This window comes from Streptomyces sp. M92 (genome assembly GCF_028473745.1).
In the GTDB taxonomy this organism is placed as follows: Bacteria; Actinomycetota; Actinomycetes; order Streptomycetales; family Streptomycetaceae; genus Streptomyces.
This window is the reverse complement of the sequence record NZ_CP101137.1, coordinates 7577070-7597739: the sequence shown is the minus strand read 5'-3', so window position 1 is coordinate 7597739 and position 20670 is coordinate 7577070. Positions and strand designations below refer to the sequence as shown.

Below are 20670 nucleotides of genomic sequence, written 5' to 3'. Positions count from 1 at the left end.
TGTACTCAGTTAGGGAGTGAGAGGGGGACCACCCATGAGCGACGGACACGCGGTACGGGCCGAGGGGCTGGAGAAGAGGTACGGCGACAAACGGGCCCTCGACGGCTTCGACCTGGCCGTCCGCGAGGGCACCGTGCACGGGCTGCTGGGGCCGAACGGCGCCGGCAAGACCACCGCCGTGCGCATCCTGTCCACGCTGATCCGGCTGGACGGCGGGCGCGCCGAGGTCGCCGGCCTAGACGTCGCCCGGCAGGCCCGTGAGGTACGGGCGCGGATCGGCCTCACCGGGCAGTACGCGGCCGTGGACGAGGTGCTCACCGGCCGGCAGAACCTGGAGATGTTCGGGCGGCTGTTCCACCTGGGCGGCCGGCGCGCCCGCGCCCGCGCCGTCGAGCTGCTGGAGCAGTTCGACCTGACCGACGCCGCCGACCGGGGCGTCGGCAAGTACAGCGGCGGCATGCGGCGCCGTCTCGACCTCGCCGCCTCGATGATCCTCGCCCCGTCCGTGCTGTTCCTGGACGAGCCGACCACGGGCCTGGACCCGCGCAGCCGCGGCGAGGTCTGGGACTCGGTCCGCGCCCTGGTGGCGAGCGGCACGACGGTGCTGCTGACCACGCAGTACCTGGAGGAGGCCGACAAGCTGGCCTCCCGCATCACCGTCATCGACCGGGGGCGGGCCATCGCCGACGACACCCCGGACGGGCTGAAGAACCTGGTCGGCGGCGACCGGATCGAGGTCGTGGTCGCCGACCGTGCCGCGATCCCGGGGGTGGTGAAGACGGTCGCCCGGGTCTGCGAGGGCGAACCGGAGGTGGAGGAGGAGGCGCTGCGCGTGCACGCCCCGGTCACCGACCGGGTGTCGGCCCTGACCGAAGTGGCCCGCACCCTCCAGGACGAGCACGTCGCCGTGGAGGACATCGGCCTGCGCCGGCCGAGCCTCGACGACGTGTTCCTGCGCCTGACCGGCCACCGTACGGGCGCGGAGCCCGCGCGGCACGCGGAGAAGGAGGCGGTGGCGGCATGAGCGCCCTCGACCCGACGACGGCCCCGGCCGCCGAGCGCGGCCGCCTCTACTGGCTGCTGGCCGACTGCGGCAACATCGTCCGCCGCGGCCTGACCCACTACCAGCGCCAGCCCGTCAACATCGCCTGGCAGCTGGGCTTCCCGATCCTCTCCGTCCTCCTCTACGGCTATGTCTTCGGCAGCGCGATGACGGTGCCGGGCGGCGGGGACTACAAGGACTTCCTGATGCCCGGCATGTTCGTGATGACCATGGCCTTCGGCTTCATCAACACCGCGACGGTCGTCGTCTACGACTCCACCAAGGGCGTCATCGACCGGTTCCGCTCCATGCCGATGGCGTCGTCGGCGGTGGTGGCCGGACGGGGGGTCACGGATCTGGTCGTCGCCTGCGCCGAGCTGGCCATCATGATGCTGACGGCGATGGCCATGGGCTGGCGGCCGGACGGCGGCTGGGGATTCCTGGCGGCCTTCGGGCTGCTGCTGTGGCTGCGGTTCGCACTCATCTGGATCGGCGTGTGGCTGGGCCTCCTGGTCCCCAACCCGGAGGCGGCGGGCGGGCTGTTCGCCGTGGCCTTCCCCCTCACGATGATCTCCAGCATCTTCGTCGCCCCGCAGCTCATGCCGGACTGGCTGGGCTGGGTGGCCGCCTGGAACCCGATCTCCTCCACGGCCGCGGCCGCCCGCGACCTGTTCGGCACCCCGGTCGGCGGCGGCGACTCCTGGGTCGAGCAGCACGCGCTGCTGATGGCGGGGGTGTGGCCGGTGATCCTGACGGCGGTCTTCCTGCCGCTGGCGGTGCGGAGGTTCCAGCGGCTGAGCCGGTAGGGGGGATCGGAGCGACGGGATGGAGCCGGGGGTGGTGACCGGGTCGGCGGCCGATCTCCACCCCCGACTCCACCCATGGGTCCAGGTGCCGCGGGCCCGTTCCGAGGAGTCTTCAGGCCATGACAACGACTGACCACTAGTACGGCTGAGTCCGAGTCGAATGCCGCCCACAGTGTTGCCGCGCGATTACGTTCCGTCGCATGGTCAGTTCACCGCATGAAGCGTTGCACCGGATCTTCCGGGTGGATCCGGGGCTGTTCGCCCGGCTGTTGCCGCGGGCGGGCATCGGGTTTCCGGAGCACACCGCGATCGAACCCCTGGACACCGATCTCACCGAGATCAGGCCGCTTGAGCGCCGCGTGGACAGCGTGTTCCGGGTGCACGTGCCTGGCGAGGAGGGCGGCTTCGTGCTCGCCGTCGAGTCGCAGGGCAAGCCGGACCCGGACAAGCACAACAGCTGGACGTACTACTTGGCCCACATGTACGCCAAGTACCGGTTGCCACCGTTTCTCCTGGTGGTGTGCAAGGACAAGGCGACCGCGTCGTGGGCGGCGGAACCGATCCGTGTCGGTCGCGGGTTCCACACGAGCATGGTCGTTTTCCCGCTGGTTCTGGGGCCTGGAATCCTCCCCGTGATCACGGAGCCGGACGAGGCGGCCCGAGACCTCGGAGTCGCCGTCTTCTCTGCACTCGCCTACGCATCGGACCCGGGACTGACTGCGATACTGGACGCGCTGGCGTCAGGAGTGGCGGACGACGCGAAGAAGTCCGGGTCTGGAGACGTGGACCGTGTGGACTGGGCGGAGATCGTCGAAATCGGACTGGGCGAAGGCCCGGGTCGCGACTACTGGAGGAATCTGATGGCCACTTACACCCCGAACTTCCCGGGCAGCAACTCGATCGTCGAGGAGTCCTGGCTCGAAGGCCGCGCCAAGGGCAAGGCCGAGGGCAAGGCCGAGACTATTCTGCACATCCTCGAGGTGCGGGGCGTCGAGGTCCCCGAGTCCGTGCGGGAGCGGGTCACCGCCTGCACTGATCTCGACGTCCTGGGGACCTGGCTCGACCGCTCCCTGAGTGCGGAGCGCGCCGAGGAACTGTTCGCCGAGGAGTAGGGCGTCCGGATGTGCGGAGGGCGCCCGGCGGTTGATCCGTCGGGCGCCCTCTGTCGTCGTGCCTACGGGGGCTACAGGTTCTCGATGACGTAGTCGACGCACTTCGTCAGTGCCTCGACGTCCGCCGGGTCGATCGCCGGGAACATCGCGACGCGCAGCTGGTTGCGGCCGAGCTTGCGGTACGGCTCGGTGTCGACGACGCCGTTGGCGCGCAGCACCTTGGCGACGGCGGCGGCGTCGATGTCGTCGGAGAAATCGATGGTCCCGATGACCTGGGACCGCTTGGCCGGGTCGGAGACGAACGGGGTGGCGTACTTGGCCTCCTCCGCCCAGGAGTACAGGCGGGTCGAGGAGTCCTTGGTGCGGGCGGTGGTGAAGTCCAGGCCGCCCTGGCCGTTCATCCACTCCAGCTGCTCGTTCAGGAGGAAGAGCGTGGCGAGGGCCGGGGTGTTGTACGTCTGGTTCTTGCGGGAGTTGTCGATCGCGGTCGGCAGGGAGAAGAACTCCGGGACGTGGCGGCCGGACGCGTGGACGCGCTCGGCGCGCTCGATCGCGGCCGGGGAGAAGACGCCGATCCACAGGCCGCCGTCGGAGGCGAAGGACTTCTGCGGGGCGAAGTAGTAGACGTCGGTCTCGGCGATGTCCACCGGCAGACCGCCGGCGCCGGACGTCGCGTCGACCAGCACGAGGGAGCCCTCGTCCGCGCCGGCGACCCGCTTGATCGGCATGGCGACACCGGTCGAGGTCTCGTTGTGGGTGAACGCGTACACGTCCACGCCGGCCTCGGCCCGCGCCTCGGGGTGGGTACCCGGGTCGGCGGAGACGACGGTCGGCTCGGCCAGCCAGGGCGCCAGCTTGGCGGCCTTGGCGAACTTGGAGGAGAACTCGCCGAACGTGAGGTGCTGCGACTTGTTCTCGATCAGACCGTGGGTCGCGACGTCCCAGAACGCGGTGGAGCCGCCGTTGCCGAGGACCACCTCGTAGCCGTCGGGCAGCCGGAACAGCTCGGAGATGCCCTCACGGACCTTGCCGACCAGGTCCTTGACGGGGGCCTGGCGGTGGGAGGTGCCGAGCAAGGACGTACCGGTGGCGGCCAGGGCGTCCAGCGCCTCCACCCGCACCTTGGAGGGACCCGCGCCGAATCGACCGTCCGCGGGCTTGATGTCAGCAGGAATCTGGATCTCAGCCACGTGCCGGAGCGTATCCCGTCGGCCAAACCGGACGAAGACATGTCCGTCCGATGAGACGAGATCTCCGTCTTGCGGACCTGTGCCGAGCCACAAGCACTCATGCTGGACCCATGACCGATCTGGAGGCAGCACTGCGCAGGGCCGTCGGCGGCGAGGTCGGATTCGACGTCACGTCCCGGGCGCTGACCACCATGGACGCGTCCAACTACCGCCGGGTGCCGCTCGGCGTGGTGGCGCCCAGGGACGCCGACGACGTGGCGGCCGTACTGGAGGTGTGCCGGGCGCACGGGACGCCGGTCGTCGCCAGAGGCGGCGGCACGTCGATCGCCGGCCAGGCGACCGGCACCGGCGTGGTCCTGGACTTCACCCGGCACATGAACCGCCTGGTCACCCTGGACCCGGAGGCCCGCACGGCCGTCGTCCAGCCCGGCCTCGTCCTCGACCGCCTCCAGGAGGCCGCCGCCCCGCACGGCCTGCGCTTCGGCCCCGACCCGTCCACCCACAGCCGCTGCACCCTCGGCGGCATGATCGGCAACAACTCGTGCGGCTCCCACTCGGTGGCGTGGGGCACGACGGCGGACAGCGTGCGCGAGCTGTCGGTGCTCACGGCGCGGGGCAGGCCGGCGCGGCTCGGACCCGGCTGGGCGGGGGCGCCTCAGGGCCTGCGCGAGCTGGTCGACGGCGACCTGGCGCGCCTGCGCACCGGCTTCCCGGACCTTCCCCGCCGCATCTCCGGCTACGCGCTGGACGCGCTGCTGCCGGAGAACGGCGCGGACGTGGCCCGCTCCTTCTGCGGCTCGGAGGGCACGCTGGGCGTGCTGACCGAGGCGGTCGTACGGCTGGTCGAGGCCCCGCGGGCACGTGCGCTGGCGGTCCTCGGGTACGCCGACGAGGCCGGGGCGGCGGAGGCGGCCGCCGGGCTGCTGCCCCTCGGGCCCCTGACCGTGGAGGGCATGGCGGTGGACCTGGTCCCGTCCACGGAAGGACTGCCGAGGGGCGGGGCGTGGCTGTTCGTGGAGACGGGCGGGGACTCCGAGGCACAGGCGCGGGCGGCCGCCGAGGCGGTCGTCAGGGCGGCGGGCGACGCCGTGGACGCCCTGGTGGTGACCGACCCGGCCGGGCAGCGGGCGCTGTGGCGCGTCCGGGAGGACGCGAGCGGTACGGCGACGCGGATGCCGGACGGCGCGGAGGCGTGGCCCGGCTGGGAGGACTGCGCGGTGCCCCCGGCCCGGCTGGGCGGCTATCTGCGGGACTTCAGGGCGCTGCTGACCGCCCACGGCCTGCGCGGCACGCCGTACGGCCACTTCGGCGACGGCTGCATCCACGTACGCATCGACTTCGACCTGCTGACGGACGCCGGGGTCGCCCGCTTCCGCCGCTTCTCCGAGGAGCTGGCGGACGTGGTCGTGGCGCACGGCGGCTCGCTCTCCGGGGAGCACGGGGACGGACAGGCACGGGCGGAGCTGCTGCCGAGGATGTACGGCGAGGAGACGGTCGCCCTCTTCGAACGCGCGAAGGGCGTGTGGGACCCGGACGACCTCCTCAACCCGGGGATGCTGGTCCGCCCGGCCCCGCTCGACACGAACCTCCGCTTCTCCGTCCTGCCGCGCGAGCCGGTGGACGTGGAGTTCGGCTACCCGTCCGACGGCGGCGACTTCTCGGCGGCGGTGCGCCGCTGCGTCGGCGTCGCGAAGTGCCGTACGACGTCGGTGACCGGCTCGGCGGTGATGTGCCCCTCCTTCCGGGCGACGGGGGACGAGCGGCACTCCACGCGCGGGCGCGCCCGCCTGCTGCACGAGATGCTCGCCGGTGAGGTGGTGACGGACGGCTGGCGTTCACAGGAGGTCCGGGACGCCCTGGACCTGTGCCTGTCCTGCAAGGGCTGCCGCTCGGACTGCCCGGTCGAGGTCGACATGGCCACGTACAAGGCGGAGTTCCTGCACCACCACTACGCGGGGCGCCGCCGCCCGGCCGCCCACTACGCGATGGGGTGGCTGCCGGTGTGGCTGCGCTGGGCGGCGCGGGCGCGGGTGACTCCGGTCGTCAACGCGCTCGCTTCCGTGCGGCCGTTGGCGGCGGCGGGGAAACGGCTGGGCGGGATCGCCAGGGAGCGGGACGTCCCCCGGCTGGCGGGGGAGACGTTCAGCCGGTGGTGGCGGAGGCGCGGGGGGCCGGTCGCCGAGGGAGAGCTGGTGGTCCTGTGGCCCGACACCTTCACCGAGCACCTGTCCCCCTCCGTGGGCCGGGCGGCCGTACGGGTGCTGGAGGCGGCGGGGCTGCGGGTGGCGCTGCCACCGACGCTGAGCGGGCGTGCCGTGGTCGGCGACGGCACGTCGAGGTCGGCGGTCTCGCTGCTGACCGCCCGCCGGGGCCGGGTCTGCTGCGGCCTGACGTATGTGTCGACGGGCCAGCTGGACCGCGCCCGCGCGGTGATGCGCCGCACGCTGGACCTGATGACGCCGGTGCTGGAGACGTCCGCGCCGGTCGTCGTCCTGGAGCCGAGCTGCGCCGCCGCCCTGCGCACGGACCTGCCCGAACTGCTGCACGACGATCCGCGAGCCGCCCGCCTCGCCGCCCGGGTCCTGACCTTCGCACAAGCCCTGGAACGCCACGCCCCCGACTGGACCCCGCCCGCCGTGAACCTCCCGGCGGCCGGCCAGACCCACTGCCATCAGCACGCGGTCCTGGGCGACGCGGCCGACCGCCGGCTGCGCGAGGCGGCGGGGCTGACCGGTGAGCTGAGCGGCGGCTGCTGCGGTCTCGCGGGCAACTTCGGTTTCGAGGACGGCCACTACGAGGTGTCGGTGGCTTGTGCGGAGGACCAGCTGCTCCCTGCGGTGCGCGAGGCGCCGGGCGGGGCGGTGGTCCTGGCGGACGGTTTCTCGTGCCGGACGCAGCTGGAGCAGTTGGGCGGGGTGCGGGGGCGGCACTTGGCGGAGGTGCTGGCGGAGGCGTTGGACGCGGGGGAGGGGCGGCAGTAGGGGGAGGAGGGCGGCACGGGCGCACCAGGGCGGCTGCGCCCGCAGGTGTTCGAGGGCAACGCATCGGGCGCTCATGCCTGTCCGTACGGACCTGGACGGTTCCGCCGCAGGCGGGGTGCAATGGCGGCGAGAATCGAAGGGGGCGATGGTCCGTGCGTCTGCGCAGAAAGGCGTCGAGCCGATACGGGGCACAGGAGTCCGCCCACACGGAGGACGAGAGCGCCCTCGTCCTCGCCGACCGGCCCTCGGCGGCCACGATGACCGCCCTGCAGGGCAGGGCGGGCAACGACGCCGTGGCCCGTTGGAGGCGGCAGTCCGCCCCGATGGGCGCCGCCACTCCGGTGCAGCGGGCCTTGGATCCGGCCCCCGACCGGCTGGGCCACTACCTCGACGCGATGGAGAAGCCCGGGGGCGAGCGGGGCGCCAGCCGGGCCAAGCGCTCCCGGGCACTGACCGAACTGGGCCGTGCCATTCCCGAGCAACTCGTCGAGATGGAGGAACAGACCGCGGACTACAAGCCGAACGCCACCGACTCGGTGGGCGGCGAGCCGGAGGCCGGCGGGAGGTTCCAGAACCTCTACGGCCGGGACGAGCACGGCAGTGTCGCGGTGATGATGGAGAACTACCGCTCCAAGCAGGAGAAGTACACGGCGAGCGAAGCGTTCGTCCACCAGTGGTCCCGGGCCAGCGCTCTCTTCGACGGTGGCGAGGGCATCAAGCCGAAGCCCGCCACCAAGGAACTCGGCGCGCGGACCGATCCTGGCCAGGTACCGGACAGGTTGCCGGACAGCATCTACCGGCAGAACATCTCCGGCCCGCAGGCCAAGGAGACCCTGACCTCCCTCCTGCCGGAAGGCCAGTCGGAGCTGACCTTCACGGAGCAGGACCAGAAGACGTACGAGGCCGTCATGCGCACGGTCAACGGCAAGTCGACGCTGAACATCGTGCGCACGTTCAACGAACTCCACGGCCTCAAGGGCAAGTCCGCCCACCGCATCACGGGCGGACGCGTGAAACGCGACGGCGACGGCAACTTCCAACTGCGGTTCGACATCACCCGCGGCTGACGGCGATCCCGCTAGGGCCGGTGGAAGTCGACCTCGGGCCTCAAGTCCGTGGGGCCCTGGAGCAGCGGCTGTGGGACGCCCCGCAAGTGGAGCTCGAAGAAGGCGGCGACGTAGTCCCGGGTGATGTGCCAACTCCGCTCACCTGAGAGCGGAACCTCTTGGTCCGTCGGCAGCCCCAGCCGGTCGCCCAGCCAGGGGAAATCGGTGAAGGAGAAGTGCCCGGCCCCTTCGACGGTCAGCCAGCGCTTCCAGCCGTGCAGGCGGTCCCAGGCGCCGGCCCAGTCGGTGCCGTCGCTGCCGGGACTGTGGGTGTCTTCCGCGCCGACCATCATGAAGGGCCGCCGGCCGAGCCCTGCCCCGGCGTCGTCGACGAAGAAGTCGCCGTCGAGATCGACACCCGCCCGTACCCGGCGGTCGGCGGCCATGGCCGCCGCGGCGGTCGCTCCTCCGATCGAATGCCCGGCCGCCCCGATCCGCCGGAGGTCGATCACGCGGGCCAGTGCCCCGGCCCTCCGGCGGTCCGTCAGCTCGTCGATCACGAACGACAGGTCGGCCGCCCTCCCGCGCACCACACCGGCGAACTCGACACGTGCGTCGACCTCTTCGCAGGCCACGCAGGGCATGACCCGGCCCCCGGGGAACTCCGTGGCGAGCGATTCGTAGGCGTGGTCCACGGCGGCGACGACGTAGCCCCGACTGGCCAGGTCGTCGGCGAGCGAGGTGAGCGTGGTGCGCGGCATCCCGAACCCGGGGGACAGCAGCACCAGCGGGAAGCGTCCGCGCGCCGGGGCGGCGCCGACCCGCGCGTGCGTCCGGGTGCCGGCCAGCGTCTCGGGCGGCACGACACCGGTCAGGTCTCTGGCCTTCAGCAGGAGCCGTGCCTCGTCGGTCGTCACGTACGCCGCCGGTGACCCGGCCCCCGCCCGGCGGGCCGGGTACGACACGGACACCAGCACCTCCCGTCCCCGCGCCGTCGGCACCCAGGGGTCGGTGCGGTGCCGGTCGACGAGGTGCAGGGTGCGGCGCCCCACCGGGTGCGGTCCGGCGGGGCGCGGCAGCTCGGGCGCGCCGGTGCTGCGCGTCTCCGGCACCGAGTACCGAGTCTGCGCGTGCGCCTGCTGAGAAGCCGACGCGGGCGCGGCGCCCAGGAGAGGAACGGCCAGCGCGCACGTCAGCAGCGCGGCCACTGCGGCTCTGTGTGATCGGGTGGTCATGTCCCGAAGCTAGGTCCCCGGCCACGCTCGACACATCGGCCCCGGGCGCCACTTGGCGTACGACCGGGGGGTGACGTCGGAGCGCGGGGTGATACCGCGGGGCGATGGGAGAGGGGTGGCCCGATGGGGGCGGGGATGGGAGCGCTCACCAGCCACCAGCCACCAGCCGCTAGCCCCGCACCACCCGGTGGCGGAGGTGCACCACCCCCGAGCCGAAGGTGCGGGTTTCGACGAGTTCGAGATCCACCCGGCGCTCGGCCCGCGGGAAGTACGGGATGCCGCCGCCGACCAGCACCGGGTAGACCACGGTCCGGTACTCGTCGATCAGGCCCGCCTCGGCCGCCTGGGCGGCGAGGGTCGCGCCGCCGATCGCGATCTCGCCCTCGCCGGGTTCGGCCCGCAGCCGCTCGATCTCCTCCGCCACGCCGCCGGACGCCAGGCGGGCCCGGCCCCGCACCGTCGGCAGCGTGGTGGAGAAGACCACCTTGGGGAGCGGGTTCCAGAGCGCGGCCCACTCGCGCTCCGCGTCGTCGAGCGCCCCGTCCTGGCCGGCGTCCTCCCAGTACAGCATCGTCTCGTACAGCCGCCGTCCCATGAGGTGGACGCCGACCTGCCGGATCTCGTCGATCCAGAAGCGGAAGACGTCCGGGTCGGGCGCGCCCCAGGCGAAGTCGCCGTCCGGCCCGACGATGTAGCCGTCGAGCGAGACGTTCATCGAGTAGGTCACGTCGCGCATCAGCGGTCCTTCCCGGTACGACGGACGGGCAGGTCCGACCGTACGCCCGTCCTGCCGGGGTCACTTGCCGATCCGGTACTTCAGGTGTGTCGCCAGGGGAGTGTGGACCACCCGGACCGGTTCGAGGGCGCCGCGGACGGCGCCCGGGCCGTCGAAGAGCCGCAGGCCGGCACCGAGGAGCGTCGGCACCACATGGAGCTGGAGCTCGTCGATGAGGCCCGCCCCGAGGTACTGGCGCACGGTGTCCGCGCCGCCCGCGATGTCGACGGAGCGGTCACCGGCGGCGGCCTTCGCCCGGTCCAGCGCGCTGTGGATGCCGTCGGTGACGAAGGTGAAGGTGGTGCCGCCCTCCTTGACCAGGGTGGGGCGGGGCCGGTTGGTCAGGACGAAGACGGGGGTGCGGAAGGGCGGGTTGTCGCCCCAGAACTCCTCGCCCGTGTCGTACATCGTCCGGCCCATGACCACGGCTCCGGTGGCGTCGAACCACTCGCGGACCAGCTCGGAGTCGCGGTTCTCGACCCCGCCGGCCATGCCCTGGCGCTCGCGCCAGCTCGCCAGGGTGTGGATCCAGTCGAAGACCGGGGCGGCACCGTCGCCGCCCGGGTTGTCGAGGGTGACGTTCGGGCCGGCTACGTAGCCGTCGAGGGTGATGGCCAGGTCGGCGGTGACGGTCATGACGGGTGCTCCTTCGCAGTGGTGTGTGCTGCCTTCACCCGTGCGTCGATCGGGGGTCCGCGTTTTCGACACGCCGTCCGCGAGGGCGGCCGGCTCAGGGCGCCGTCTCGCCCCGCGCCAGCGGGCCGCACACCGGCTGGACGTCCTCGGGCAGGTCGTCCGGGTGGCACCAGCGGGCCTCCAGGATCTCCAGCGGGTCCAGGCGCAGCTCGCCGCCCAGCAGCCGGGCCTCGTACGCCACCTCCAGGCGGGTGCGCAGGCCGCTGTTCAGCATGACCAGGCGGCCCGCCTCCACGTCCAGGCCGGTCTCCTCCTTGACCTCGCGGACCACGGTGCGCCGGAAGTCCTCGCCCTTGTGCGCGAAGCCGCTCGGCAGACCCCACTGGCGGCCCGGGGCCCACATCCGGTGCTTCAGCATCAGGACCCGCCCCTCGTCGTCCCGCACGACGCCGGTCACGCCGACCACGAACTTGGCGTTCACCAGCCACATCACGCGGCTCTGGACGGGGCGCAGCAGGCGCCAGAGGCGGGTCAGGAGTCGTCTCACGCAGCGGACGGTACCCGGTCGTCCCGCGGCCGGGGACGAGCGGCCCCGCTCGCCTGGCGGACGTGCGTTGACAGGCACGCGTCCCGCCCCTGACAGTTGCGTAAAAGAGTTACGTGCCTGACGGAGTCCATTACTCTGGACCGTGCCGTACAGCGTGATGAACGAAGCCCACCCGTACACCGTCCCGGAGCTCCCGTGAGTACCCCCAGCGCCGACCCCGGCACCTCGTCCCCGGCCGTCGCGGCACCCGTGGCCGCCCCCGTGGCCACCCCCGACGTCGCGCAGGGCGGCGGCCGGTGGGGTTCGCTCGGGCCGGTCGGTCTGGTCCTCGCCGGCGGGCTCTCCGTGCAGTTCGGTGCCGCGCTGGCGGTGAGCCTGATGCCGCGGGCCGGTGCGCTCGGTGTGGTGACGCTGCGGCTGGCAGTGGCCGCCGTCGTGCTGCTGCTCGTCTGCCGCCCCCGGCTGCGCGGGCACTCACGGGCCGACTGGGGCACGGTCGTCGTCTTCGGTATCGCCATGGCCGGTATGAACGGCCTCTTCTACCAGGCAGTCGACCGCATCCCTCTCGGCCCCGCCGTCACGCTTGAGGTGCTCGGCCCGCTCGCCCTGTCCGTCTTCGCCTCCCGCCGTGCCGTGAACCTGGTCTGGGCCGGCCTCGCGCTGGCCGGCGTCTTCCTGCTCAGCGGCGGCGGCTTCGACAGCCTCGACCCGGCCGGTGCCGCCTTCGCGCTCGGGGCGGGCGTCATGTGGGCGGCGTACATCGTCTTCAGCGCGCGCACCGGCCGGCGCTTCCCGCAGGCCGACGGGCTGGCCCTGGCGATGGCGGTCGGCGCGGTGCTGTTCCTGCCGCTGGGCATCGCCGAGTCGGGCACCAAGCTCTTCGAACCGATGACGCTGGTCCTCGGCGCCGGGGTCGCCCTGCTCTCCTCGGTCCTGCCGTACACCCTCGAACTCCTCGCCCTGCGCCGCCTGCCCGCGCCGACCTTCGCCATCCTCATGAGCCTGGAGCCCGCCATCGCCGCGGCGGCCGGTTTCCTCGTCCTCGACCAGGCCCTGTCCGCCACCCAGTCGGCCGCCATCGCCCTGGTGATCGCGGCGAGCATGGGCGCGGTGCGGACCCAGGTGGGGCGCGGGCGGCGGGTGAAGGCGGCCCCGGACCTGCCGTAGGGGCCTCCGCCTCCCCCCCGGGCCCCGGCACGAAGGGCTGTCACCCGCACCGCATAGGCTGCGGCCCTGGTCATCTCATCGGGATCACGGGGAGGGAACCGATGAACCACGCGGCCGAGGTCTTCCAGCCCTTGCAGGACGACGATCCACGCGCGGTGGGCGGTTACCGGCTCGCCGCCCGGCTCGGAGCGGGCGGCATGGGGCGGGTCTACCTGTCGCACACCCGGGGCGGCCGGGCCGTGGCCATCAAGGTCGTACGGTCGGAACTGGCCGACGACGAGACCTTCCGGCGGCGCTTCGGCCGCGAGATCACGTCGGCCCGGAAGGTGAAGGGCGCCTACACCGCCGAACTGATCGACGCCGACGCCGACGCCACCCCGCCCTGGCTGGCCACGCTGTACGTACCCGGGCCCTCCCTGTCGGCCGCCGTCGCCCGGAGCGGGCCGCTGCCGGTGCCGGCGGTGCTGTGGCTGATGGCGGGGGTCGCCGAGGCGCTCCAGGCCATCCACGACGCGGGCATCGTGCACCGGGACCTCAAGCCGTCGAACGTCCTGCTCGCCTCCGACGGGCCGCGCGTCATCGACTTCGGCATCTCCGTCGCCGCCGACAGCACCGCGCACACCGCCACGGGCTCCGCCATCGGCACGCCCCAGTACATGGCGCCCGAGCAGGCGTCCGGGGGTGACGCCACGGCGGCGACCGACGTCTTCTCACTGGGGCAGACGGCCGCGTTCGCGGCGCTGGGCAGGCCGTTGTACGGCGACGGGCCGGCCGCCACCGTGCTGTACCGGATCGTCCACTCGCGGCCCGACCTGTCCGGGCTGCCGGAGCGCCTGCGCGACCTGCTCGGCCGGTGCCTGGCCGCCGACCCCCAGGACCGGGCCACCCCGGTCCAGGTCGTGGAGTGGTGCCGCCGGGAGCTGGGCCGGGACGGCGAGGAGGAGGCCGGTTCGGCCGTGTGGCGGGAGATCGCCGGGCCACCGGTGACGGTTCCGCCGCCGGTCGCCGCCACCGGACCGGCAACCGCCGCGGCCTCGGTTCCGGCCCCCACCGCGGCGCACACGCGGCCGTGGACGGCCCCGCAGCCGGCCGTCGCGCAGTGGCCGGGCGCCGCTCAGCGGCCCGCCGGCCCGTACGGCACGTCCGTGCCGCCGAGGCAGGCCGGCCCGGAGGAACGGGGGCGCCGCCGGCGACGCGTCGCGCTGATCGCGGGCGCGGCCCTGGCGGCGGGCGCGCTCGTGATCACCGCGGCGTGGACGGTCCTCGACGCGGCGTGGGACGGCGGGCGGGACCGCGCCCGGGACACCGCGGCGTCCGCGTCCGGGACGCCGGGTGCGGGGGTGGGTGAGTCTCCGGCGTCCGGCGAGGCGTCGCCCGGCGGCACGGCGTCCACGGACGCGGCCTCCGGGTCCGCCGAAGCGGAGGGCTCGGACTCGTCGGACGCACCCGGATCGGTGGCCGACGGTTCCGCCGCCCGGACGGCGACGCCGCGGGCGCACGCGTTCGGCCCCCGGACGGTGGACGCCGACACCTCCCTGAGTCTCGCCGACGGGACGCTGCGCGAGGACCGCGAGGGCGACATCCGCTTCGACTGCGAGGACGCCGGCTGTGCGCTGGAGAGCGACACCAGCGTCTTCACCCTGATGTTCGGCCCGCCGGGCGCCACGTACGAGATGTGCGACCTGATGACCGCGGGCAAGCGCAGCCACCGCGCCGGCCTGGCCTCGGTGCCGGCCGGCATGGAGATCTGCGTCAGGCACCGCAACGGGGACATCGCGCTGCTCGTCGTCCAGACGAAGTCGACCGCGGTGCCCGAGCTGGCCTTCCTCCGCGCGGACGTCACGGTCTGGCGGGCGGAGCAGGACTGAGCGCGCGGAGTAGGACTGAGGCATCCCGCGCGGGCCCGAGCAGGACTGAGCGGGTGGAGCAGGACTGAGGCATCCCGCGCGGGCCGGCCTTCGAGGTGTCGCCGCCAAAAATCATGCAAGCATGCTTGATTGTTAATCGCCGCCCTGCCATGCTCCACCCCACACCGCCCCGCACACCGCCGTGCCCGAGGGGAGCGCCCCGTGTCCGACCCGACGCCCGTGATCGACGACCTGCGCGAGGAGAGCGACGAACTCGACGCGCTGGTCGCCGCGTTGAGCCCGCGGGAGTGGCGGCTCGCCACCCCGGCGCCCGGCTGGACGATCGCCCACCAGATCGCGCACCTGCACTGGACCGACCGCGCCGCCCTGGTCGCCGTCACCGACGAGGACGGCTTCGGCACCCTGGTCGAGCAGGCCCTCGCCGCGCCCGACCGGTACGTCGACGACGGTGCCGAGGAGGGAGCCCGGCAGGAACCGGCCGCGCTGCTGGCCGCCTGGCGGGGTGGACGCACCGCCCTCGACAAGGCGCTGCGCGCGTCGGCCCCCGGCGCCCGCTTCCCCTGGTACGGCCCGCCCATGGCCGCCGCCTCCCTGGCCACCGCCCGCCTGATGGAGACCTGGGCGCACGGCCTCGACATCGCCGACACCCTCGGCGTCACCCGGGCGCCCACCGACCGGCTGCGGCACATCGCCCGCATCGGCGTCCGCGCCAGGGACTTCGCCCACGCCACCCACGGGCTCACCCCGCCCGCGGAGCAGTTCCGCGTCGAACTCACCGGGCCGGGCGGGGACGTGTGGGCGTACGGTCCCGAGGACGCCCGGCAGCGCGTCACCGGCCCCGCCCTTGACTTCTGCCTCCTCGCCACCCAGCGCGCCCACCGCGCCGACCTCGCGCTCACCGCCGAGGGCCCGGACGCCGACCGCTGGCTGGACATCGTCCAGGCCTTCGCCGGACCGCCGGGAGCCGGACGCCCGCCGGGAGTCGGACGCCCGCCGGGATCCGGACGCCCGCCGGGAGCCGGACGCCCGCCGAAGGGGGCGGGGTCCCGGTGAGCGTGCTCCGCGTCGGCAACGCCTCCGGCTTCTACGGCGACCGCTTCGACGCCATGCGCGAGATGCTCACCGGCGGCCCCCTGGACGTCCTCACCGGCGACTACCTCGCCGAGCTGACCATGCTGATCCTCGGCCGGGACAGGATGAAGGACCCCGGCGCCGGCTACGCCCGCACCTTCCTGCGGCAGCTGGAGGAGTGCCTCGGCCTCGCCCGGGAGAGGGGCGTGCGCGTCGTCGCCAACGCCGGGGGCCTCAACCCGGCCGGACTCGCCGACGCCGTACGCGCCCTGGCCGGCCGGCTCGGCGTCCCCGTCCGCGTCGCGCACGTCGAGGGCGACGACCTCACCGCCGCCCACCCGGGAGCGCTGGCCGCCCACGCCTACCTCGGCGGCTTCGGCATCGCTCAGTGCCTGCGGGCCGGCGCCGACGTGGTCGTCACCGGCCGCGTCACCGACGCCGCGCTGGTCACCGGGCCCGCCGCCGCGCACTTCGGCTGGGGGCCCACGGAGTACGACCGGCTGGCGGGCGCGGTCGTCGCCGGACACCTGCTGGAGTGCGGGGCGCAGGCCACCGGCGGCAACTACGCCTTCTTCCGGGACGGCGACGTACGGCACCCCGGCTTCCCGCTCGCCGAACTGCACGCCGACGGCACCTGTGTCATCACCAAGCACGACGGCACCGGCGGCTTCGTCGACGTCGGCACCGTCACCGCCCAGCTGCTGTACGAGACGGGCGGCGCCCGGTACGCCGGACCCGACGTCACCGCCCGGCTCGACACCGTACGGCTCACCCAGGACGGCCCCGACCGCGTCCGCGTCGAGGGAGTGCGGGGCGAGCCACCGCCGCCCACCCTCAAGGTCGGCCTGAACCGCCTCGGCGGCTTCCGCAACGAGGTCGCCTTCGTCCTCACCGGTCTCGACGTCGAGGCCAAGGCCGCGCTGGTGCGGGCCCAGATGGAACCCGCCCTCGCCGAGGTCTCCGACGTCCGCTGGGACCTGGCCCGCACCGACCGGCCCGACGCGCCGACCGAGGAGACGGCCGGCGCGCTGCTGCGGCTCGTGGTCCGGGACGCCGACCAGCAGGCCGTGGGGCGGGCGTTGAGCGGCGCGGCGATCGAGCTGGCCCTCGCGAGCTACCCCGGGTTCCATGTGCTCGCGCCACCCGGGAAGGGCGCGCCCTACGGGGTGTTCGACGCCCTCCACGTGCCCCAGGACTCCGTCGACCATGTGGCGGTCCTCCACGACGGGCGCCGGATCTCCGTGCCCGGCGCCCGGGACACCGCCGACCTCGCGGACGTACCGGAACCGCCCCTGCCGGAACCGCTCCCGCCCGGCCCCGTCCGCCGCGCCCCACTCGGCCTCGTCGCCGGCGCCCGCAGCGGCGACAAGGGCGGCGACGCCAACGTCGGCGTGTGGGCGCGGACCGACGACGCCTGGCGGTGGCTCGCGCACGAGCTGACCGCCGACCGGCTGCGCGAGCTGATCCCCGAGGCCCGCGACCTGCCCGTCACCCGGCACCAGCTCCCCCACCTGCGCGCCCTCAACTTCGTCGTCGAGGGCATCCTCGGCGAGGGCGTCGCCGCCCAGGCCCGATTCGACCCGCAGGCCAAGGCGCTCGGCGAATGGCTGCGCGCCCGGCACCTGGACATACCGGAGGCCCTGCTTTGACCGTCAGCCCGGAGGTACAGCAGTGATCGTCAGCCCGGAGGTACAGCCGTGACCGTCCTCGCCTCCGCCCTCGACCCCACCGCCCCCGACCACCGCGCCAACCGCGAGGCGATGCTCGCCAAGCTCGCCGACCTGGACGCCGAGCACGCCAAGGCCCTCGCGGGCGGCGGCGAGAAGTACACCGCCCGGCACCGGGGGCGCGGCAAGCTCCTCGCCCGCGAGCGCGTCGAGCTGCTCCTCGACCCCGACACGCCCTTCCTGGAACTGTCGCCGCTCGCGGCCTGGGGCAGCGAGTACACCGTCGGCGCCTCCCTCGTCACCGGCATCGGCGTCGTCGAGGGCGTCGAGTGCCTGATCACCGCCAACGACCCGACCGTGCGCGGCGGCGCCTCCAACCCCTGGTCGCTGAAGAAGGCCCTGCGCGCCAACGACATCGCCCTCGCCAACCGGCTGCCCTGCATCAGCCTCGTCGAGTCCGGCGGCGCCGACCTGCCCTCCCAGAAGGAGATCTTCATCCCGGGCGGCGCGATCTTCCGGGACCTCACGAGGCTGTCGGCGGCCGGCATCCCCACCGTCGCCGTCGTCTTCGGCAACTCGACCGCCGGGGGCGCCTACATCCCCGGCATGTCCGACCACGTGATCATGGTCAAGGAGCGCGCCAAGGTGTTCCTCGGCGGGCCGCCCCTGGTCAAGATGGCCACCGGCGAGGAGAGCGACGACGAGTCGCTGGGCGGCGCCGAGATGCACGCCCGCACCTCCGGCCTCGCCGACCACTTCGCCGTGGACGAACCGGACGCGCTGCGGCAGGCACGCCGGGTGGTCGCCCGCCTCAACCACCGCAAGGCGTACGCCGACCCGGCGCCCGCCGAGCCCCCGAAGTACGACCCGGAGGACCTGCTCGGCATCGTCCCCGCCGACCTCAAGGCCCCCTTCGACCCGCGCGAGGTCATCGCCCGCATCGTCGACGCCTCCGACTTCGACGAGTTCAAACCGCTGTACGGGACGAGCCTGACGACCGGCTGGGCGGCCCTGCACGGCTACCCGGTCGGCATCCTCGCCAACGCCCGGGGGGTGCTCTTCAGCGAGGAGTCGCAGAAGGCCGCCCAGTTCATCCAGCTCGCCAACCAGCGCGACATCCCGCTCCTCTTCCTCCACAACACCACCGGCTACATGGTCGGCAAGGAGTACGAGCAGGGCGGCATCATCAAGCACGGCGCCATGATGATCAACGCGGTCTCCAACTCCCGCGTCCCCCACCTCTCCGTCCTCCTGGGCGCCTCCTACGGCGCCGGGCACTACGGCATGTGCGGCCGCGCCTACGACCCCCGCTTCCTCTTCGCCTGGCCCAGCGCCAAGTCCGCCGTCATGGGCCCGCAGCAGCTCGCCGGGGTCCTGTCCATCGTCGCCCGCCAGTCCGCCGCCGCGAAGGGACAGCCGTACGACGACGAGGGCGACGCGGCACTGCGCGCCATGGTGGAGCAGCAGATCGAGTCCGAGTCGCTGCCCATGTTCCTGTCCGGGCGGCTCTACGACGACGGCGTCATCGACCCGCGCGACACCCGCACCGTCCTCGGCCTGTGCCTGTCCGCCGTCCACACCGCGCCCTACGAGGGCGCGCGCGGTGGCTTCGGCGTCTTCCGAATGTGAGGTTGAGGGACCAGTGATCACTTCCGTCCTCGTCGCCAACCGGGGCGAGATCGCCTGCCGCGTCTTCCGCACCTGCCGCGAGTCGGGCATCCGGACCGTCGCCGTCCACTCGGACGCCGACGAGAACGCCCTCCACGCGCGCGTGGCCGACGCGGCCGTACGGCTGCCGGGAGCGGCGCCCGCCGACACGTACCTGCGCGGCGACCTGATCGTGAAGGCCGCGACCGCCGCCGGCGCCGACGCCGTCCACCCCGGCTACGGCTTCCTCTCCGAGAACGCCGATTTCGCGCGCGCCGTACGGGACGCCGGGCTGGTGTGGATCGGGCCGCCGCCGGAGGCGATCGAGGCCATGGCGTCCAAGACCCGCGCCAAGGAACTGCTGGGCATCGCGCCCCTGGACCGGGACACGGTCACCGAGGCCGACCTGCCCGTGCTGGTGAAGGCGGCGGCCGGTGGCGGCGGGCGCGGCATGCGCGTCGTACGGCGCCTCGCCGACCTCGACGCCGAACTGACCGCCGCCCGCGCGGAGGCCGCGAGCGCCTTCGGCGACGGGGGGGTCTTCGTCGAGCCGTACGTCGAGGGCGGCCGCCACGTCGAGGTGCAGGTCCTCGCCGACACCCACGGCACGGTGTGGGCGCTCGGCACCCGCGACTGCTCCCTCCAGCGCCGCCACCAGAAGGTGATCGAGGAGGCTCCCGCACCGGGCCTGAGCACGGCACTCACCCAGGAGCTGTACGAGCAGGCGGTCCGCGCCACCCGCGCGGTGGACTACGTCGGCGCCGGGACCGTCGAGTTCCTGGTCGACGCCGACGGCAGGGCGCACTTCCTGGAGATGAACACCCGCCTCCAGGTCGAACACCCGGTCACCGAAGCGGTCTTCGGCGTCGACCTCGTCGCCCTCCAGCTGAGGATCGCCGAGGGCCACGCCCTCGAAACCGACCCCCCGCGCGCGCGGGGGCACGCCGTGGAGGCCCGCCTCTACGCCGAGGACCCCGCGAACGGCTGGGCCCCGCAGACCGGCCGTCTGCACCGCCTCGCCGTCCCCGACGGCGTCCGCCTCGACACCGGCTGCACCGACGGCGACGTCATCGGCGTCCACTACGACCCGATGCTCGCCAAGGCCGTCGCCCACGCGCCCACCCGCGCGGAGGCCGTCCGCAAACTCGCCGGCGCCCTGGAACGGGCGGCGGTCCACGGCCCGGTCACCAACCGTGACCTGCTCGTCCGCTCACTGCGGCACGAGGAGTTCACGTCCGCCCGCATGGACACCGGCTTCTACGACCGCCACCTGGCCGACCTGACCTCCCCGGCGCCTGACCCCCTCGCCCCGCTGGCCGCCGCCCTCGCCGACGCCCACGGCCGCTCCCGGTTCGGCGGCGGCTGGCGCAACCTCCCGTCCCAGCCCCAGGTCAAGCGGTACACCATGGCGGGCGAGGAGCACGAGGTCCGCTACCACCACACCCGCACCGGCCTCACCGCCGACGGCGTACGCGTCGTCCACGCCGACGCCCGCCTCGTCGTCCTCGAGACCGACGGCGTACGGCGCCGCTACGAGATCGCCCGCTACGGCGACCAGGTCCACGTGAACGCCACCCGCCTCGCCGCCCTGCCCCGCTTCCCCGACCCCACCGCCCAGCACGCCCCGGGCTCCCTCCTCGCCCCCATGCCCGGCACGGTCGTCCGCATCGCGGAGGGCCTGACGGAGGGGGCGAGCGTGGAGGCCGGCCAGCCCCTCCTGTGGCTGGAGGCGATGAAGATGGAACACAGGATCACCGCCCCGGCCACGGGCACACTCGCCGCACTGAACGCCGTACCGGGCCAGCAAGTGACGGTCGGCTCCCTACTGGCGGTAGTGCAAGCCACCTAGGGGCGCGGGGCCGCATTGAATATGCGGCTCC

Annotated in this window: 16 protein-coding genes; 11 read left to right on the top strand and 5 right to left on the bottom strand. The window is 73.6% G+C overall.

Going from position 1 to position 20670, the window contains the following annotated elements; all coding sequences use genetic code 11:
* Positions 1–34: 34 nt before the first annotated feature.
* The 3 genes from M6G08_RS35030 (at position 35) to M6G08_RS35020 (ending at position 2960) form a co-directional block, all read left to right on the top strand.
* Entirely contained in the window at positions 35–1024 is a 990-nt protein-coding gene (locus M6G08_RS35030; RefSeq protein ID WP_272591149.1) for an efflux ABC transporter ATPase subunit, DrrA-related, read from the top strand.
* Positions 1021–1848 carry an ABC transporter permease gene (locus M6G08_RS35025; RefSeq protein ID WP_272591148.1) on the top strand — a complete coding sequence of 276 codons (828 nt, stop codon included), beginning with the start codon at positions 1021–1023 and terminating at the stop codon, positions 1846–1848. Before M6G08_RS35030 ends, M6G08_RS35025 begins: the two co-directional genes overlap by 4 nt.
* A gap of 200 nt (positions 1849–2048) precedes the next feature.
* Positions 2049–2960, top strand: a complete 912-nt coding sequence (locus M6G08_RS35020) for an RpnC/YadD family protein (RefSeq protein ID WP_272591147.1) — start codon at positions 2049–2051, stop codon at positions 2958–2960.
* A gap of 71 nt (positions 2961–3031) precedes the next feature.
* Here M6G08_RS35020 and serC read toward each other — a convergent pair whose 3' ends face one another.
* Positions 3032–4150, bottom strand: a complete 1119-nt coding sequence (serC, locus tag M6G08_RS35015; protein WP_272591146.1) for a phosphoserine transaminase — start codon at positions 4148–4150, stop codon at positions 3032–3034.
* Between the two features lie 110 nt (positions 4151–4260).
* On the opposite strand from serC, the gene M6G08_RS35010 reads away from it, so the two are divergent.
* Both M6G08_RS35010 and M6G08_RS35005 read left to right on the top strand, forming a co-directional pair.
* The gene (locus tag M6G08_RS35010; RefSeq protein ID WP_272591145.1) at positions 4261–7131 is read left to right on the top strand and encodes an FAD-binding and (Fe-S)-binding domain-containing protein; all 2871 of its coding nucleotides are present in this window, start codon (positions 4261–4263) and stop codon (positions 7129–7131) included.
* Between the two features lie 152 nt (positions 7132–7283).
* The gene (locus M6G08_RS35005; protein WP_272591144.1) at positions 7284–8198 is read left to right on the top strand and encodes a hypothetical protein; all 915 of its coding nucleotides are present in this window, start codon (positions 7284–7286) and stop codon (positions 8196–8198) included.
* An 11-nt stretch (positions 8199–8209) separates the two neighbouring features.
* Here the strand turns inward: M6G08_RS35005 and M6G08_RS35000 are convergent, their stop codons facing one another.
* The 4 genes from M6G08_RS35000 to M6G08_RS34985 form a co-directional block, all read right to left on the bottom strand.
* Complete coding sequence (locus M6G08_RS35000) at positions 8210–9412, bottom strand: alpha/beta hydrolase family protein (RefSeq protein ID WP_272591143.1); 1203 nt, start codon at positions 9410–9412, stop codon at positions 8210–8212.
* A 169-nt stretch (positions 9413–9581) separates the two neighbouring features.
* A complete protein-coding gene (locus tag M6G08_RS34995) occupies positions 9582–10148 on the bottom strand; it encodes a dihydrofolate reductase family protein (protein WP_272591142.1) in 567 nt (188 codons plus the stop codon).
* A 60-nt stretch (positions 10149–10208) separates the two neighbouring features.
* Entirely contained in the window at positions 10209–10823 is a 615-nt protein-coding gene (locus M6G08_RS34990; RefSeq protein ID WP_272591141.1) for a dihydrofolate reductase family protein, read from the bottom strand.
* A gap of 94 nt (positions 10824–10917) precedes the next feature.
* The gene (locus tag M6G08_RS34985) at positions 10918–11370 is read right to left on the bottom strand and encodes an NUDIX hydrolase (RefSeq protein ID WP_272591140.1); all 453 of its coding nucleotides are present in this window, start codon (positions 11368–11370) and stop codon (positions 10918–10920) included.
* A 195-nt stretch (positions 11371–11565) separates the two neighbouring features.
* Between M6G08_RS34985 and M6G08_RS34980 the strand changes: the two genes are divergently transcribed.
* The 6 genes from M6G08_RS34980 to M6G08_RS34955 all read left to right on the top strand — a co-directional run bounded on the left by M6G08_RS34980 (position 11566) and on the right by M6G08_RS34955 (position 20639).
* Positions 11566–12537: an EamA family transporter gene (locus M6G08_RS34980; RefSeq protein ID WP_272591139.1), complete on the top strand. Its 972-nt coding sequence runs from the start codon at positions 11566–11568 to the stop codon at positions 12535–12537.
* Between the two features lie 101 nt (positions 12538–12638).
* Positions 12639–14405, top strand: a complete 1767-nt coding sequence (locus M6G08_RS34975; RefSeq protein WP_272591138.1) for a serine/threonine-protein kinase — start codon at positions 12639–12641, stop codon at positions 14403–14405.
* Between the two features lie 201 nt (positions 14406–14606).
* The gene (locus tag M6G08_RS34970; RefSeq protein WP_272591137.1) at positions 14607–15458 is read left to right on the top strand and encodes a TIGR03084 family metal-binding protein; all 852 of its coding nucleotides are present in this window, start codon (positions 14607–14609) and stop codon (positions 15456–15458) included.
* Positions 15455–17125, top strand: coding sequence for an acyclic terpene utilization AtuA family protein (locus tag M6G08_RS34965; protein WP_272591136.1), 1671 nt, complete (start codon positions 15455–15457; stop codon positions 17123–17125). Before M6G08_RS34970 ends, M6G08_RS34965 begins: the two co-directional genes overlap by 4 nt.
* Positions 17126–17173: 48 nt before the next feature.
* Entirely contained in the window at positions 17174–18772 is a 1599-nt protein-coding gene (locus M6G08_RS34960; RefSeq protein WP_272591135.1) for an acyl-CoA carboxylase subunit beta, read from the top strand.
* A 13-nt stretch (positions 18773–18785) separates the two neighbouring features.
* Entirely contained in the window at positions 18786–20639 is a 1854-nt protein-coding gene (locus tag M6G08_RS34955; protein ID WP_272591134.1) for an acetyl/propionyl/methylcrotonyl-CoA carboxylase subunit alpha, read from the top strand.
* Positions 20640–20670: the final 31 nt, after the last annotated feature.